Annotated in this window: 17 protein-coding genes; 6 read left to right on the top strand and 11 right to left on the bottom strand. The window is 72.7% G+C overall.

Going from position 1 to position 16,095, the window contains the following annotated elements:
- Window positions 1–68 precede the first annotated feature (68 nt).
- Window positions 69–1,391 (bottom strand): DUF6986 family protein, encoded by a 1,323-nt coding sequence (locus FGF04_RS32250; RefSeq protein ID WP_149514912.1) that lies wholly within the window; start codon window positions 1,389–1,391, stop codon window positions 69–71.
- A gap of 232 nt (window positions 1,392–1,623) precedes the next feature.
- Between FGF04_RS32250 and FGF04_RS32245 the strand changes: the two genes are divergently transcribed.
- Window positions 1,624–2,526: an endonuclease/exonuclease/phosphatase family protein gene (locus FGF04_RS32245; RefSeq protein WP_149514911.1), complete on the top strand. Its 903-nt coding sequence runs from the start codon at window positions 1,624–1,626 to the stop codon at window positions 2,524–2,526.
- A 74-nt stretch (window positions 2,527–2,600) separates the two neighbouring features.
- On the opposite strand, the gene FGF04_RS32240 is transcribed toward FGF04_RS32245, so the two are convergent.
- The 4 genes from FGF04_RS32240 to FGF04_RS32225 form a co-directional block, all read right to left on the bottom strand.
- Window positions 2,601–3,563 (bottom strand): electron transfer flavoprotein subunit alpha/FixB family protein, encoded by a 963-nt coding sequence (locus FGF04_RS32240; RefSeq protein ID WP_149514910.1) that lies wholly within the window; start codon window positions 3,561–3,563, stop codon window positions 2,601–2,603.
- Between the two features lie 55 nt (window positions 3,564–3,618).
- Window positions 3,619–4,404 (bottom strand): electron transfer flavoprotein subunit beta/FixA family protein, encoded by a 786-nt coding sequence (locus FGF04_RS32235; protein WP_149514909.1) that lies wholly within the window; start codon window positions 4,402–4,404, stop codon window positions 3,619–3,621.
- Window positions 4,405–4,629: 225 nt separating this feature from the next.
- Entirely contained in the window at window positions 4,630–5,139 is a 510-nt protein-coding gene (locus FGF04_RS32230; protein WP_149514908.1) for a flavin reductase family protein, read from the bottom strand.
- 230 nt (window positions 5,140–5,369) lie between these two features.
- Window positions 5,370–5,792 carry a TlpA family protein disulfide reductase gene (locus FGF04_RS32225; RefSeq protein WP_149514907.1) on the bottom strand — a complete coding sequence of 141 codons (423 nt, stop codon included), beginning with the start codon at window positions 5,790–5,792 and terminating at the stop codon, window positions 5,370–5,372.
- 75 nt (window positions 5,793–5,867) lie between these two features.
- On the opposite strand from FGF04_RS32225, the gene FGF04_RS32220 reads away from it, so the two are divergent.
- Window positions 5,868–6,284 carry a DUF4395 domain-containing protein gene (locus FGF04_RS32220; protein ID WP_149514906.1) on the top strand — a complete coding sequence of 139 codons (417 nt, stop codon included), beginning with the start codon at window positions 5,868–5,870 and terminating at the stop codon, window positions 6,282–6,284.
- A 189-nt stretch (window positions 6,285–6,473) separates the two neighbouring features.
- Complete coding sequence (locus FGF04_RS32215) at window positions 6,474–7,202, top strand: lysophospholipid acyltransferase family protein (protein ID WP_149514905.1); 729 nt, start codon at window positions 6,474–6,476, stop codon at window positions 7,200–7,202.
- 42 nt (window positions 7,203–7,244) lie between these two features.
- Here the strand turns inward: FGF04_RS32215 and FGF04_RS32210 are convergent, their stop codons facing one another.
- The 4 genes from FGF04_RS32210 to FGF04_RS32195 all read right to left on the bottom strand — a co-directional run bounded on the left by FGF04_RS32210 (window position 7,245) and on the right by FGF04_RS32195 (window position 11,392).
- Window positions 7,245–7,937: a B3/B4 domain-containing protein gene (locus tag FGF04_RS32210; protein ID WP_149514904.1), complete on the bottom strand. Its 693-nt coding sequence runs from the start codon at window positions 7,935–7,937 to the stop codon at window positions 7,245–7,247.
- Between the two features lie 169 nt (window positions 7,938–8,106).
- Window positions 8,107–9,177: a threonine aldolase family protein gene (locus FGF04_RS32205; protein WP_149514973.1), complete on the bottom strand. Its 1,071-nt coding sequence runs from the start codon at window positions 9,175–9,177 to the stop codon at window positions 8,107–8,109.
- 17 nt (window positions 9,178–9,194) lie between these two features.
- The gene (locus FGF04_RS32200; protein WP_188114324.1) at window positions 9,195–9,956 is read right to left on the bottom strand and encodes an SDR family oxidoreductase; all 762 of its coding nucleotides are present in this window, start codon (window positions 9,954–9,956) and stop codon (window positions 9,195–9,197) included.
- 38 nt (window positions 9,957–9,994) lie between these two features.
- A complete protein-coding gene (locus FGF04_RS32195) occupies window positions 9,995–11,392 on the bottom strand; it encodes a DUF6421 family protein (protein ID WP_149514902.1) in 1,398 nt (465 codons plus the stop codon).
- A gap of 410 nt (window positions 11,393–11,802) precedes the next feature.
- On the opposite strand from FGF04_RS32195, the gene FGF04_RS32190 reads away from it, so the two are divergent.
- The gene (locus FGF04_RS32190; protein WP_149514901.1) at window positions 11,803–12,486 is read left to right on the top strand and encodes a glycerophosphodiester phosphodiesterase; all 684 of its coding nucleotides are present in this window, start codon (window positions 11,803–11,805) and stop codon (window positions 12,484–12,486) included.
- A gap of 51 nt (window positions 12,487–12,537) precedes the next feature.
- Here the strand turns inward: FGF04_RS32190 and FGF04_RS32185 are convergent, their stop codons facing one another.
- The gene (locus tag FGF04_RS32185) at window positions 12,538–13,077 is read right to left on the bottom strand and encodes a GNAT family N-acetyltransferase (RefSeq protein WP_149514900.1); all 540 of its coding nucleotides are present in this window, start codon (window positions 13,075–13,077) and stop codon (window positions 12,538–12,540) included.
- A gap of 69 nt (window positions 13,078–13,146) precedes the next feature.
- Here FGF04_RS32185 and FGF04_RS32180 point away from each other — a divergent pair, with 69 nt between their 5' ends.
- Entirely contained in the window at window positions 13,147–13,533 is a 387-nt protein-coding gene (locus FGF04_RS32180) for a VOC family protein (RefSeq protein ID WP_149514899.1), read from the top strand.
- Window positions 13,534–13,554: 21 nt separating this feature from the next.
- On the opposite strand, the gene FGF04_RS32175 is transcribed toward FGF04_RS32180, so the two are convergent.
- Window positions 13,555–14,517 (bottom strand): helix-turn-helix domain-containing protein, encoded by a 963-nt coding sequence (locus FGF04_RS32175; protein WP_149514898.1) that lies wholly within the window; start codon window positions 14,515–14,517, stop codon window positions 13,555–13,557.
- A gap of 66 nt (window positions 14,518–14,583) precedes the next feature.
- Here FGF04_RS32175 and FGF04_RS32170 point away from each other — a divergent pair, with 66 nt between their 5' ends.
- Window positions 14,584–16,083 (top strand): alpha/beta fold hydrolase, encoded by a 1,500-nt coding sequence (locus FGF04_RS32170; RefSeq protein WP_149514897.1) that lies wholly within the window; start codon window positions 14,584–14,586, stop codon window positions 16,081–16,083.
- Window positions 16,084–16,095: the final 12 nt, after the last annotated feature.

Genomic DNA, 16,095 nt, shown 5'->3' with positions numbered 1-16,095 from the left:
GGTGGCCGGCGCGGGCCGCGGTGGACCGGTGCGGGCCGCAGTAACCGGCGCAGGCCGTCGCGCGTCCGCTACTTGGGTGAGACCGTGAGGTCGGCCCGGCGGGGCGCCGCGTACCCCTCCAGGTCCGCGCGGGTGAACCCGGTCGCCCGGGCCACCTCCGCGATGTCGAGGGCGCCGCAGTCCAGGCCGCGCAGCAGGTACCCGCTGAGCGCCTTGGCGGTGGCGGGCTCGTCCATCACGTCGCCGCCCGCGCGGGCCGCGTACGCGACGAGCCGGGCCGCGGCCTGCTCGAACCCCTCGCGGTAGAAGGCGAAGACGGCCGCGTACCGGGTGGGGAGGTGCCCGGGGTGCATGTCCCAGCCCTGGTAGTAGGCGCGGGCGAGCGCGCGGCGGGTGAGTCCGTGGTGCAGCCGCCAGGCGTCGTGCACCTTCGCCGTCGGGCCGACGGGCAGCACGTTGGTGGAGCCGTCCGAGACGCGTACGCCGGTGCCGGCGGCCGCGACCTGCATGACCGCCTTGGCGTGGTCGGCGGCCGGGTGGTCGCTGGCCTGGTACGCGGCCGAGACGCCGAGGCAGGCGCTGTAGTCGAAGGTTCCGTAGTGCAGTCCGGTGGCGCGCCCCTCGGCGGCCTGGATCATCCGGGCCACGGTCGCGGTGCCGTCGGCGGCGAGGACCGCCTGGCTGGTCTCGATCTGGATCTCGAACCCGATCCGGCCCGGTTCGAGGCCGTGCGCCTTCTCGAACTCCTCCAGCAGCCGCACCATCGCGGTGACCTGCTCGGCGTACGTCACCTTGGGCAGGGTCAGCACCAGGCCGCCGGGCAGCCCGCCGGCCTCCATCAGCCCGGTGAGGAAGACGTCGAGCGTGCGGATGCCCCGGTCGCGGACCGGTGCCTCCATGCACTTCATGCGGATGCCCATGCAGGGCGGGGCCGTGCCGTCCCGGTACGCCTCCGCGACCAGCCGGGCCGCGCGGGCGGCGGCCTCGTCCTCCTCGTCGTCGGGGCGCGGGCCGTAGCCGTCCTCGAAGTCGATGCGCACGTCTTCCACCGGCTCGCGCTCCAGTTTGGCCCGGACGCGGTCGTACACGGGCTGCGCGAGGTCGTCGGAGAGGCCGAGGACGGCGGCGAAGGAGGCGGCGTCCGGCGCGTGCTCGTCGAGGGCGGCCAGCGCCCGGTCGCCCCAGGAGCGGACGGTGTCGGCGGCGAAGACGTCGCCCGGCACGTACACGGTGTGGACGGGCTGGCGGGTGCCGGGGTCCCCGGGGTAGCGGCGCTCCAGCTCGGCGTCCACCGGGGCCAGGGAGGCGCCGATCCGCTCGCCGACGGCCGCGGCGAGGCTCGTCGCCACCTTCTCCCGGCGGCCCTGCCCGCCCTGATGCCCCTGGTCCATTCCATGCCCTCCGATGCGCCGCCCCACGGAATCAACAATCTGTTGAACGAAGGTAGTCATGGACCTCCGGCCGGTCAACACCCCTTCCCCTCCCGTGCCACCTCGGGTTACGTTCCCATCCACCCCCACGACTTCCTCCGGGATCCACCCGGAGCCATAGCCATGTTCACGCCAAGAATCGATACTGCGACCCGCACGACTCGCCCGGCGTCCGCCACAGAAGGAGCATGCCGTGCCCCGTCGCAGTCCCGTCACGCGCCGCCTCGGGCTGCAGGCCGCGATCGCCGCCGCGGTCGCCCTCCCGGTGTCCAGCACCGCGCTCTCCAGGACGTCCGCCTCGGCGTCGGACCGCCGCGGCGGCCTGGACGTCATGTCGTTCAACCTGCGCTTCGCGAGCGAGGAGGAGCCGCACAGCTGGGCCACCCGGCGCCCTGTGATGCGCGAGCTGCTGCGCCGCGCGCGCCCTCATGTGCTCGGCACCCAGGAGGGCCTGTACGGGCAGGTGCGGGACGTCGCGGCGGACCTGGGCCCGCACCACGAGTGGATCGGCACCGGCCGCGCGGGAGGCAGCCGCGAGGAGTTCATGGCGGTCTTCTACGACACCCGCAGGCTCGAACCCGTGGAGTACGACCACTTCTGGCTCTCCGACACCCCGGAGGTGATCGGCTCCAACACCTGGGGCGCCGCGTACGTGCGCATGGTGACCTGGGTGCGCTTCCGCGATCTGCGGGACGGCGGGCGGGAGTTCCACGTCCTCAACACCCACCTCGACAACGAGAGCCAGTACGCACGGCTGCGTTCCGCGTCGCTGATCGCACGGCGGATCGCCGGCCTCGACCGGACCCTGCCCGTCGTCGTCACCGGCGACTTCAACGCCGCGGCCCACCACAACCCGGTCCACGACACCCTGCTGGGCGCCGGGCTGGTCGACACCTGGGACACGGCGGCCGAGCGCGGCGAGGCGTACGGCACCTTCCACGGGTACCGGCCACCGGTCCCGGGCGGCGACCGCATCGACTGGATACTCGCCACGCCGGGGGTGACCGCGCACCGGGCGTCCGTCGACACCTTCTGCGCGGACGGGCGGTTCCCCAGCGACCACCTGCCCGTACGGGCCTCCCTGACCCTGGCGTGAGACACGGGAAAGGGGCCCCGGCGACCGTGACGGTCGCCGGGGCCCCTTCGCCGGTTCTGCGCTTCGGGAGACGCTCAGCCCTTGCGGGTCTTGATCTCCTCGGTGAGCTGCGGGACGACCTCGAAGAGGTCGCCGACCACGCCGTAGTCGACCAGGTCGAAGATCGGCGCCTCGGCGTCCTTGTTGACCGCGACGATCGTCTTCGACGTCTGCATGCCGGCGCGGTGCTGGATCGCGCCGGAGATGCCGGAGGCGATGTACAGCTGCGGGGACACGCTCTTGCCGGTCTGGCCGACCTGGTTGGTGTGCGGGTACCAGCCCGCGTCTACCGCGGCGCGCGAGGCGCCGACGGCCGCGCCGAGGGAGTCGGCGAGGGCCTCGATGATGCCGAAGTTCTCGGCGCCGTTGACGCCGCGCCCGCCGGAGACCACGATCGCGGCCTCGGTCAGCTCCGGGCGGCCCGTCGACTCGCGCGGGGTGCGGCCGGTGACCTTGGTGCCGGTCGCGGCCGCGGAGAAGGTGACGGACAGCGCCTCGACGGCGCCCGCGGCCGGGGCGGCCTCCACGGCGGCGCTGTTGGGCTTCACCGTGATGACCGGGGTGCCCTTGGAGACCCGGGTCTTGGTGGTGTACGAGGCGGCGAACACCGACTGGGTGGCGACCGGACCGGAGTCACCGGCCTCGATGTCGACGGCGTCGGTGATGACGCCGGAGCCGATGCGCAGCGCCAGACGGGCGGCGACCTCCTTGGCCTCGGTCGAGGAGGGGAACAGGACGGCGGCCGGGGAGACCGCCTCGACGGCGGCCTGCAGCGCGTCGACCTTCGGTACGACCAGGTAGTCGGCGTACTCGGAGGCGTCATCGGTGAGGACCTTGACCGCGCCGTGCTCGGCGAGCGCGGCGGCGGTGTCGGCGGCGCCGTTGCCCAGCGCGACGGCGACGGGCTCGCCGATGCGGCGGGCCAGCGTCAGCAGCTCCAGGGTGGGCTTGCGGACGGCACCGTCCACGTGGTCGACGTAGACGAGGACTTCAGCCATGGGACTTCTTCTCTCCTGCTTGCGGAAGACGAGGGATGGGCGGCGACGATCGGGCTCAGACGAACTTCTGGCCCGCGAGGAACTCGGCCAGCTGCTTGCCGCCCTCGCCCTCGTCCTTGACGATCGTGCCCGCGGTGCGCGCGGGGCGCTCGGCCGCGGAGTCGACCGCGGTCCAGGAGCCCTCCAGGCCGACCTCGTCCGCCTCGATGCCGAGGTCCGACAGGTCCCAGGACTCGACCGGCTTCTTCTTGGCCGCCATGATGCCCTTGAAGGACGGGTAGCGGGCCTCACCCGACTGGTCGGTGACCGACACGACCGCGGGGAGCGAGGCCTCCAGCTGCTCGGAGGCGGTGTCGCCGTCGCGGCGGCCCTTGACGACACCGTCCTCGACCGAGACCTCGGAGAGCAGCGTGACCTGCGGGACACCCAGACGCTCGGCGACCAGGGCCGGCAGGACGCCCATGGTGCCGTCGGTGGAGGCCATGCCGGAGACGACCAGGTCGTAGCCGGCCTTCTCGATCGCCTTGGCCAGCACCAGCGACGTACCGATGGCGTCGGTGCCGTGCAGGTCGTCGTCCTCGACGTGGATGGCCTTGTCCGCGCCCATGGACAGCGCCTTGCGCAGGGCGTCCTTGGCGTCCTCGGGGCCGACGGTCAGCACGGTGATCTCCGCGTCGTCCGCCTCGTCGGCGATCTGCAGGGCCTGCTCGACCGCGTACTCGTCGAGCTCCGACAGCAGGCCGTCCACGTCGTCACGGTCGACGGTCAGGTCCTCGGCGAAGTGCCGGTCGCCGGTGGCGTCGGGCACGTACTTCACAGTGACAACGATCCTCAAGCTCACGCCGGCTCTCCTACTGCATCGTCTTTTCTGGGCTGCCTGCTCACGGGCAGCATATGCGCCTGGAGCGGCCGTTCCCGGTGGGGGCCACCCACGCTCCCGACGAATATTACTCGCCAGTACGCACCAGCTACGCTCCCGCAGCTCATGCCCTCTAAGCAAGCGCTTTGAACTGTGACCTGCGCAACGCAGCGTAATCGGAACCCGACGCCCGCGCAGGCGGGGGCCTCAATCCCGCAGCCCGTTGAACCGCCCCTGGTGGTAGAGGAGGGGGCGGCCGTCACCGGCGGGATCACCCAGCACCACCTCGGCGAGCACGATGCGGTGGTCCCCCGCCGGGACCCGCGTCACCACCTTGCACACGAGCCACGCGAGGACGCCGTCGAGCACGGGCACGCCCTCGGGTCCCTCGCGCCAGGCGGTGGACCCGCCGAAGCGGTCGGCGCCGCTGCGGGCGAAGGTGGCGGCCAGCTCCTCCTGGTGCTCACCGAGCACATGGACGCCCACGTGGTCCGTGCGCGACACCGCCAGCCAGCTGGAGGCGCCGGTGCCGATGCCGAACGAGATCAGCGGGGGTTCGGCGGACACGGAGGCGAGCGAGGTGGCGGTGAAGCCCACGGGGCCGTCGTCGCCGCGCGCGGTGATCACGGCGACACCGGCCGCGTGCCGGCGGAAGACGGAGCGGAGCAGGTCCGGGGAGGCGAGCCGGGAGGTGCGGAGATCGGGCGTGGCCGTCATGGAGGGGTCCTTCTGCGTGAAACCGGGAACGGGGGCCTGGGCTGCTCAGCAGCCCGGACAGCGCCGGCCCGCGCCGCGGACGGCGGCCGGGGCACACACGCGTCCGCGCCGGGCGGACTCGGAGGGGGGCGGTTCCACGGGCATACGGTCAGGCTGACGATAGGTGCCTGATGCAGTCAAGTGCGTCCCGGCATCTGGGAGAAGCGTCACCGCGGGCCTCCGGACTGTGATCAGGGGTTCGGGACCGCCTCGCCGAGCGCGGCGATCACGTCGGCCTTGCGCGGCTGCCCCGTCGCGCGGCGCACGACACGGCCGTCGGCGTCGAGGACGAGCACGGTCGGCGTCTTCAGGATGTCGAGTTCGCGTACGAGGGCCAGGCGGTCCTCCGCGTCGATCTCGACATGCCGCACGCCCGGGACGAGCCCGGCCACCTCGCCGAGCACTCTGCGGGTGGCCCTGCAGGGTGCGCAGAAGGCACTGGAGAACTGGACCAGGGTCGCCCGCTCCCCGAGCTCCTCACCCAGTTCGGCCGCCCCCAGCCGCTTCCCGCCGTCGCGTCCGCGCACCCTCACCCTCCCGCTCCGCCGCCGGTTCAGCACTCCGTAGGCGCTCGCCGCCGCGAGCACCAGCACACACACCACCAGTCCGGTCATCTCCCACGTCAGCGTTCACGCGACTGCAAAGATTCCCGCCGTCCTGGAAAGATCTGCATACGGAATGATTGCTTCATGGACATCGACGTGAGAGGGCCGCGCTTCGGCGCGGCCGTGACGACCGCGGTTCTGGCGGTCGTGCTGATCACCGGCAGCGCCTGGCTGCTGGCCTGGCAGACGCTGGCGTTCGCGCTGGGCGCGGCGGGCGGCGTCGGCCGCTCGCCGTACGGCTGGGTGTTCCGCCGGGTGGTCCGTCCGCGGCTCGGGCCGCCGACGGAGTTCGAGGCGCCCGAACCGCCGCGGTTCGCGCAGGCGGTCGGCCTGGCGTTCGCCGTGGTGGGGCTCCTCGGCCTGACGGTGGGGCCCGAGTGGCTGGGGCTCGCGGCCACCGGGGCGGCGCTCGCGGCGGCGTTTCTCAATGCGGCGTTCGGGTACTGCCTCGGGTGCGAGATGTACCTGCTCGTACGGCGCGTGGGGGTTCGCGCGAAGTAACGGCGGCGTAAAACGCCGAGGTGGATCAAGGGATGACGTGACGAGAATCTCGCCCCTCCCGGGCACCAGGGCTGGTCACCCGTCCGTTCTTCGGGCACGATCTGCGCAATGCCGTAAACCTACGGCAGCGTAAGTTTCCGCCGGGAGCCTCCTTCCCGGGCAGACCGGAGAGAAGGGTCCACGCCGTTCATGGCTGAGCTTGCCTACCGTCCCGCCATCGGTCTCGCCCAGACCTTGTTCAAGGCCTGGGACCTGAAGATCGACCTCCAGGGGTCGGAGAACATCCCGCGCTCGGGTGGTGCGGTGCTGGTGAGCAACCACATCAGCTATCTCGACTTCATCTTCGACGGCCTCGCCGCCCTGCCGCAGAAGCGCCTGGTGCGCTTCATGGCGAAGGAGTCGGTGTTCCGGCACAAGGTCTCCGGTCCGCTGATGCGCAACATGAAGCACATCCCGGTGGACCGCAAGCAGGGCGAGACGGCGTACGCGCACGCGCTGCAGTCGCTGCGCTCGGGCGAGATCGTCGGTGTCTTCCCCGAGGCCACGATCTCCCAGTCGTTCACGCTGAAGAGCTTCAAGTCGGGTGCCGCGCGCATGGCCCAGGAGGCCGGTGTCCCGCTGATCCCGATGGCCCTGTGGGGTACGCAGCGGCTGTGGACCAAGGGCCACCCGAAGAACTTCCGGCGCAGCCACATCCCGATCACCATCCGGGTCGGCGAGGCGATCGAGGCGTCCCGCGACAAGTACGCGGGCGCCATCACCCGGCAGCTGCGCGAGCGGGTCCAGGAGCTCCTGGAGGCCGCGCAGCGCGCCTACCCGGTGCGCCCCAAGGGGCCGGACGACACGTGGTGGATGCCGGCGCACCTCGGCGGCACCGCCCCGACCCCCGAAGAGGTGAAGGCCGCCGAGGCCCGCTGAGCCGCTGGCACTGTCGCGGTCGCGGTCGCGGTCGCGGGGACGCTACCGGGGCGCCCGGACGCTGATCCGCGCCCCCGGGCTGAACTTCTCCAGGAGTTCGGCGAGTTCGGCGCCCGCCGCCTCGATCTCGGCGACCGGCATCGGAGCCAGGCCCTCCAGCAGGAAGACCGCCGAGGCCGACTCCTCCGTGAGGCGGGTGCGCGGCCCCTGGCGCCAGTTCCAGCGGCGGCAGGTGACCCCCTCCTCGTCGCACCACACCACCTCGCCGGCGTCGGGGTGCTCGACGGCCTCCTCGCCGCCGGAGACGGTCACGAAGTCCTCGTCGCCGGTGGCCCGTACGAGCCGCATCCCGCCGCGCACGCGGTCGAGGTCCTCGCCGCCGACCGGGATCAGGTGGGCGACGCTGATCGCGTTGTAGAGGTCGACGAGCACGTTGATGCGGGGCAGGCCGCCGTCCGCGAGCGCACGCCTGGCCAGCGCCTCCGCGGAGTTGCGGGTGCGGGACGGTTTCGAGCCGAAGGCCGTGTACACGGCGCGCCAGGCCGCCATGTGCGGGTCCTCGTGCGGCGCCCGCCCGGCCAGCCGTACGGCGAGACGGCGGGCCGCGTCGTCCAGGAGCTGTGAACTTCCCTCGGTGCTGGGCCCGTTGACCAGGTCGTACGCCTCGACGACGACATGGGTGAAGCCGGGCGCCAGGGCACGGACCTCGTCGGAGACGGTGAGCGGGAGAGTCATCGTCGCTGTGCCTGCCTTGGTTCGGAGTGCGGCGGGGAGGAGTTCCCCCAGGTGCGGCCGGTCGCGGGCGGCCCCGAGGGCGCGCGGAACCGCCGGATGCGGTTCAGCGTACAGCACCGGACAGTCCAGCTCATTGGACCGCGTCACCATGCGGTCGGTGGTGGGCCCGCTAGCGGGCCATCTCCTCCTTGAGCGCCGCCACGAAACCGTCGACGTCGTCCTCGGTCGTGTCGAAGGAGCACATCCAGCGGACGTCCCCCGCGGCCTCGTCCCAGAAGTAGAAGCGGTAGCGCTTCTGCAGGCGCTCGCTGACGTCGTGCGGCAGCCGGGCGAAGACCGCGTTGGCCTGCACGGCGTGCAGGATCTCCACGCCGTGCACCGCGCGCGCCCCCTCGGCGAGGCGCTGGGCCATCTCGTTGGCGTGGCGGGCGTTGCGCAGCCACAGGTCCTTGGCGAGCAGGGCCTCCAGCTGCACCGACACGAAGCGCATCTTGGAGGCGAGCTGCATCGACAGCTTGCGCAGGTGCTTCATGTGGCTGACGGCGTCCCTGTTCAGGACGACGACCGCCTCGCCGAACAGCGCGCCGTTCTTCGTGCCGCCGAAGGACAGGACGTCCACGCCCACCGCGTTGGTGAACGCGCGCATCGGTACGTCCAGCGAGGCGGCCGCGTTGGCTATCCGGGCGCCGTCGAGGTGCACCTTCATGCCGTGCCCGTGGGCGTGCTCGCAGATCGCGCGGATCTCCTCGGGCGTGTAGACGGTGCCCAGTTCGGTGTTCTGGGTGATCGACACGACCTGGGGCATGGCCCGGTGCTCGTCGTCCCAGCCGTACGCCTGCCGGTCGATCAGCTCGGGTGTGAGCTTGCCGTCCGGTGTGGGCACCGTGAGCAGCTTGAGGCCGCCCATGCGCTCGGGGGCGCCGCCCTCGTCGACGTTGATGTGCGCGCTCTCCGCGCAGATCACCGCGCCCCAGCGGTCGGTGAGCGCCTGCAGCGCCACGACGTTGGCGCCCGTGCCGTTGAAGACGGGGAACGCCTCGGCGCCCGCGCCGAAGTGCCCGCGCATCACCTGCTGGAGGTGGCCGGTGTAGTCGTCCTCGCCGTACGCGACCTGGTGCCCGCCGTTGGCCAGGGCCAGGGCGGCGAGCACCTCGGGGTGGGCGCCCGCGTAGTTGTCGCTGGCGAAGCCGCGCACCTGCGGGTCGTGGCGCCGCCGGGCGTCCGTCCTCGGCGGGTTCACGGCCTCGCGGCCGGGGTTCACGGCTTCTCGGTCAGCCACAGGCGCTTTCCGTTCACTTCGGCGGCGGGCCGCTGCCAGACGTCCACGATGGCTTCCGCCAGGTCCTTGACGTCGGTGAAGCCCGCGAACTTGGCGTTCGGGCGCTCGGCGCGCATCGCGTCGTGCACCAGGGCCTTGACCACCAGGATGGCGGCCGCGGACGTCGGCCCGTCGGCGCCCTCGGACTTGCCCGCCTTGCGGAAGTAGTCGGCCATGGCGAGGGTCCACGCCTCGGCGGCGGCCTTGGCGGCCGCGTAGGCGGCGTTGCCCGCGGTGGGCTTGCCGGCGCCCGCGGCGCTGATCAGGACGTACCGGCCGCGGTCGCTGCGCTGCAGCGCCTCGTGGAAGGCGAGGGAGGTGTGCTGCACGGTGCGGATGAGCAGCATCTCCAGGAGGTCCCAGTCGTCGAGACTCGTCTTGGTGAAGGTCTCGCTGCCGCGCCAGCCGCCGACGAGGTGGACCAGGCCGTCGACGCGCCCGAAGTCCTTGTCGATGCGGGCGGCCCACTCCCTGGCGGAGTTCCGGTCGAACAGGTCGACCGTGTCGCCGACGACGGTGGCGCCGCCGTGGGCGTAGCGGGCCGCGTCCACGGCCTCGGCCAGCCGCTCCGGGTCGTTGTCGGAGCCGACCACGGTGGCACCCGCCTCGGCGAGCCGCAGCAGGGTCGCCCGGCCCACGGGCCCGCCCGCGCCGGCCACCGCGATCACGGCACCGCTCAGTGCCCCGTTCCCGTTCCCCATCGTCCTCGCCTCCTGAGCAGTGGTACGGACGTGGTCGCTCACGCGGCCACCCGCTCGGCACTCGCCGCCGTGATGCCCCGGGTCGAGGCGATCACGTTCTTCAGCTTCTTGGAGAGTGCCTCGTAGAACATGCTCAGGGGAAATTCGTCGGGAAGCACGTCGTCCACCAGTTTCCGCGGCGGCAGCGTCAGGTCCAGGGCGTCGGGGCCCTTGGCCCAGCGGGAGCCCGGATGCGGGGCGAGGTACTGGGAGACCAGGTCGTACGCGGCGAACCAGTGGACCAGTTTCGGACGGTCGATGCCGTCGCGGTACAGCTTCTCGATCTCGGCGCACAGCTGGTTGGTGACCTGCGGGGCGCGCTGCCAGTCGATGAACAGCTTGTTGTCGGTCCAGCGCACCACGTCGTGCTTGTGCAGGTAGGCGAAGAGCAGCTGGCCGCCGAGGCCGTCGTAGTTGCGGACCCGGTCACCGGTCACGGGGAAGCGGAACATCCGGTCGAACAGCACCGCGTACTGGACGTCGCGGCCCTGCGGGACACCGTCGGCCTCCAGCTTCACGGCCTCCTTGAAGGCGGTGAGGTCGCAGCGCAGCTCCTCCAGGCCGTACATCCAGAACGGCTGGCGCTGCTTGATCATGAAGGGGTCGAAGGGCAGGTCGCCGTGGCTGTGGGTGCGGTCGTGGACCATGTCCCACAGGACGAAGGCCTGCTCGCAGCGCGTCTGGTCGCCGACCATCTCGCTGATGTCGTCGGGCAGTTCGAGGCCGAGGGTGGCGACGGCGGCCTCGGTGACCTTACGGAAGCGGGCGGCCTCGCGGTCGCAGAAGATACCGCCCCAGCTGAATCGTTCCGGCGCCTCGCGCACGGCGATGGTCTCCGGGAAGAGAACGGCCGAGTTGGTGTCGTAGCCGGCCGTGAAGTCCTCGAAGCTGATGCCGCAGAACAGCGGGTTGTCGTAGCGGGTGCGCTCCAGCTCGGCCAGCCAGTCGGGCCAGACCATGCGCAGGACGACCGCCTCGAAGTTGCGGTCGGGGTTGCCGTTCTGCGTGTACATGGGGAACAGGACCAGGTGCTCCAGGCCGTCCTCGCGGTGCGCTGCGGGCTGGAAGGCCAGCAGCGAGTCGAGGAAGTCGGGCACCCCGAAGCCGCCCTCGGCCCAGCGGCCCAGGTCCTGCACGAGGGCCGCGTGGTACTCGGCGTCGTGCGGGACGAGCGGCGACAGCTCCTGGACGCAGTCGACGACCCGGCGCACCACCAGGCCGGCCTCGGCCGGGTCGGGGGCCGACTCGGCGTCGAAGTCGATCGACCCGTCCTTGGCCTGCCATGGCCGGATCTGCTCCACGGCATCCTTGAGCACGGGCCAGGCAGGGTGGTTCACCACCCTGCTCCGGGAAGGAATCTGCTCCTCCGCACCCACCTGCACAAGAATTTCCGTCATGACCCATCCTCCACGGGAGAACCTCGCGTATGGACACCGTATGTGTCCGACACTCACCGCCACAAGTGGAGGTTCGGGAGATTATCCTGCCCCCTCGCATGTTCACCGCTGTTTTTCCTGCGGAACAGGGTGAGAGCGCATACTTCCGCCGCCTGCTGGGTAGGGCCCGGAGTTCGGGCGGCCCGGCGGCGCGGTCCGGTCAACCCGTCGGGAACTCGCCCACGCGCGGGTGAGCCCGAAAAGGGGCGCGAGGGCGCGGCAGGGCCCGTGCACCCGGCCGGAAGGCTCTGTTCCCGGCCACCGGAGCGGGTCCGTCGGCCGGTCGGCGCACTAGGCTGCGGCCTGCCGCGCGGGTGTGCGACCGCAGCGCGCGGCAGCCGAGCCGCCGTCGACGGAAGCGGAGTCACCCCTTGAACTTCCTCACCATCGGTCATCGCGGAATCATGGGTGTCGAACCGGAGAACACCCTTCGTTCCTTCACCGCCGCCCAGCAGGCGGGCCTCGACCTGATCGAGCTGGACCTGCACCTGAGCAAGGACGGCGCGCTCGTCGTCATGCACGACGCCGACGTGGACCGTACGACCGACGGTTCGGGGCCGATCGCCGAGAAGACCCTCGCCGAACTGCGCGTGCTCGACGCCGGACGCGGTGAGCGCGTCCCGGTGTTCGAGGAGGTCCTGGACGCCGTCACGGCCCCGCTCCAGGCCGAGATCAAGGACGTGGCCGCGGCCCGGGCCCTGGCCGAGGTCATGAACCGGCGCGACCTGGTCGGCCGGGTCGAGGTGCTGTCCTTCCACGACGAGGCCATCGCCGAGATCGCACGGCTGGTGCCCGGTGTCCGTACGGCGCTGGTCGCCAGCCGCTACGGCACCGACGTCGTCGACCGGGCCACCGCGGTCGGCGCCACCACGCTCGTGCTCAACATCCGGCGGCTGACCCTGGAGGTCGTCGAGCGGGCCCGCAAGGCGGACCTGCGGATCATCGGCTGGGTGGTGAACACCCAGGACCATCTGCGGCTGGTGCGCGCGCTGGAACTGGACGGCGCGACCACCGACTACCCGGAGATCAAACGCACCGGCCGCTTCACGGCGTAGCGGCCGTAGCGGCCATAGCCGTCGGCGGCCGGGCGGCCCGCGGCGCGGCGCTCACGCGAGCGGCTTCACCAGGAGCTCGAACCGCAGGTCGTCGCGTTGCGGGATGCCGAACCGCTCGTCGCCGTACGGAAAGGGCGTCGTCTGCCCCGTACGGCGGTAGCCGCGCCGCTCGTACCAGGCGATGAGTTCCTCGCGCACGGAGATCACGGTCATGTGCATCTCCGTGACGCCCCAGGTCTCCCGGGCCAGCCGCTCCGCCTCGGCGATGATCACCTTGCCCAGGCCCGCCCCCTGGAGCGCGGGGCTCACCGCGAACATGCCGAAGTAGGCGTACGTACCGCGGTGTTCGAGGTGGCAGCAGGCGACGACCGTGCCCTCGCGCTCGACGGTCAGCAGCCGGCTGCCGGGGGACTCGACGGCCGCGAGGACGCCCTCCGGGTCCGTCCGCTGCCCCCGCAGGATGTCCGCCTCGGTGGTCCAGCCGGCGCGGCTGGAGTCCCCGCGGTAGGCCGATTCGACCAGGGCGACCAGGGTGTCCACGTCGGAGGCGGCGGCGTCGCGGAAGGTCAGTCCGTCGGGGACGGTGTGCATGGGGCGCTTCTCCATCTCGGGCGCGGCTCGGACAGGGAAGAGGGTAACGCCAGCCCTAAGCTCGGACGCATGGTGCACGTACTGAGCAGCCGGACCTTGCTCCGCCCCAGCGACCCCGAGCGCTCCCGTGTCTTCTACGGCGAGAAACTGGGCCTGCCCGTCTACCGCGAGTTCGGTACGGGGCCCGAGCGCGGCACCGTCTACTTCCTCGGCGGCGGTTTCCTGGAGGTCTCGGGACGCGGCGGCGAACCGCCCTCCTCCGCCGTCAGGCTGTGGATGCAGGTCGCGGACGCGACGGCGGCGTACGAGGAACTCCTGGCCGCGGGCGTCGAGGTGCGCCGGCCGCCGGTGAAGGAGCCGTGGGGGCTCATCGAGATGTGGCTCGCGGACCCGGACGGGACGCAGATCGTCATCACCGAGGTCCCGGCGGACCATCCGCTGCGCTACCGGCCCTGAGCCACGCCCGCAGCCGCCCGTTCAGCTCCCGGCCGTGCCCGCGGTGAGGGCCTCGCGCAGCCAGGCGTCCGCGGCGCCCAGGGTCGGGTCCGGCGTCAGCTCCCCCGCCAGCCGCCAGTAGCGGGCCATCACCGGGTGGTCCGCGGCCGCGAGACCGGCGCGGAGCGTGCGGCGGAAGGCGGGGGTGTCGCGGGTGCCCGCGGCGCGGGCGTGGGCCGCGGCGTAGCAGTCCAGCGCCTCGCCGGGACCGGGGTCCCGGCCGGTCCGCAGGGCGGCCTCCACCAGCAGGTACGCCTCGTGCAGCCCGTCGTAGAGCAGGTCCGGGTGGGCGGCCGTGACGGGCCGGTGGGAGGCCAGGCAGTGGTCGGTGGCGGCCGTCGCCAGGGCGTGCAGGCGGGCGAAGGCGAGGACCTGGTCCGGGGTGGGGTCCACCGGGGGCCGCGGGACGGCGGCATCGGTGACGGCCCTGCGCAGCCGGGCGCAGAGGCGCGGCGGCAGCACGCGCCGCCAGTAGTGCGCGAGGGCGGAGGTGCTGGGCGGGGCGCCGGCCGCCCCGATCAGTTCGAGGTGCTCCGCGAGCCGCTCCGGGGCGCTGTCCCGCAGGGCCCTCAGCGCGGCCTCGCGCCAGCGCAGGGCGGCGAGTTCGGTGCCCAGGTCGTCCAGCCGGCGCGCCACGACGGCGGCCAGGGCGTCGCCGCTGTCACCGCCGTCACCGCCCGCGTGGTGCTCGCCGGTCCCGCCTGCGGCGCCGTCGTCCGTGCGGGCGAGGACCCGTGCGATCTCGGGGACGGACACGCCGAGCGAGCGCAAGGCGCGGATCGTGCGCAGCCGGGCCGGTGCCCCGGGCCCGTACCGGCGGTGGCCGCCGTCGCTGCGCGACGCCTCCGGCAGCAGGCCGCGGTCGGAGTAGAAGCGCACCGTCTTGACCGTGGTCCCGGTCCGCGCGGCGAGTTCGCCGATGCTCAGGGTGACGTCCGGCGGCAAGGGTTGAACCTCCCTCAGGGGGAGTTCCTAGGTTACCCGGGACCGATCCGCCCCCTGGAGGTGCGCATGTCCACGTTCGTCCTGGTCTCCGGCCCGTTCACCGACGGACGCGTCTGGAGCGAAGTGGTCGCGCGGTTGCGGGAGTCGGGCGCCGGAGCGCATCCGGTGACACCGGACCGGCGGCCCGGCGCCGACCTGGAGACGCACGTCGAGGACGTGGTCCGCGTGCTCGACCGCCTGCACCGGGAGTCGCCGCGGGACGAGGTGGTGCTGGTGGGCCACGGCTACGGCATCCACCCCGTGCTGGGCGCGGCGGACCGCCGCCCGGAGCGGGTCGCGCGGATCGTGCACCTGGACGCCGGGATGCCGCAGGACGGGGACGCGGCACGGGCCCTGGTGCCGGACCCGTCGGTGCAAGAACTGCTCGACTCGGACGACGCCTCGGGACCGGTCCCGGCGCCCGGGCCGGCGGACTGGCAGCGTTGGGGCAGCACGGAGGGCCTGTCGCGGGAGCGGCTGGAGCTGCTGAGCCGGCTGGCGGCGCCGCAGCCGCGGCGCACGCTGACGCAGCCGTTGCGGCTGACCGGCGCCGCGGCGGCCCTGCCGAGCAGCGGCATCCTGTGCACGGCCGGCGGGACGACCGTCGAACTGGTCGAGGCGCTGGTGCGCACCGGTCCGCCGCAGCTGCGCAGACTGGCCGATCCACGGGTGGGCTTCTTCGAACTGCCCACCGGCCACTGGCCGATGCTCTCCTGCCCGGACGAACTGGCAGAGGTGCTGCTCCGCGCGGCCGCGGGCGAGGGGCGGCGGCTGACCGTGCCCGAGGACGCGGCGCCGCTTTCCGGGTCCTTCCTGCTCGACGTCCCGGAGCGGCGGCGGGTGCGGCGCGGACGGGTGGACCTCCACCTGCCGGAACCGGCGGACGGGGAGGGACCGCGGCCCGCCGTGCTGTTCGTGCACGGTGGACCGGTGCCGCCCGACCTCGTCCCGGCGCCGCGCGACGCGCCGTTCTACCTCGGGTACGCCCGCCTCGCGGCGGGTCTCGGCCTGGTGGGCGCCGTCGTGGAGCACCGCCTGCACGGCATCACCGACTACGCGAGAGCCGCGGACGACGTGGCCGAAGCCCTCGGACTCCTGCGGTCCGACCCCCGCGTGGACGAGCGGCGCGTCGCCCTGTGGATCTTCTCCGGTGCGGGCCTGCTCGCCGCGGACTGGCTGACCGCCCCGCCGCCGTGGCTGCGCTGCCTCGCCCTCACCTATCCGGTCCTGGCCCCGCTGCCCGGCTGGGGCGCGGTCGGCCCCCGCTTCCACCCGGTGGACGCGCTCCGCGCCGACGGCGGGACTCCGCCCCTCGTGCTCACCCGGGCGGGCCTGGAGACACCGCTGATCGCGGCCACGGTGGCGCGGTTCACGGCCGCCGCGCACGCGGCGGAGGCTCCGCTCGAACTCGTCGACGTACCGGACGGCCGGCACGGCTTCGAGCTCCACGAGCCGACGGACGGGACGCGTGAGGCAGTGGTCCGGGCCGTGCGCGCGGTGGCGGCACATCTGGGGCGGCCGTCGTGATGCACTGGGTCC

The organism is Streptomyces apricus (assembly GCF_008369065.1).
Lineage (GTDB): Bacteria > Actinomycetota > Actinomycetes > Streptomycetales > Streptomycetaceae > Streptomyces > Streptomyces apricus.
Note: the sequence above shows the minus strand (reverse complement) of the source record. Positions and strands in the feature narration are given on the sequence as shown.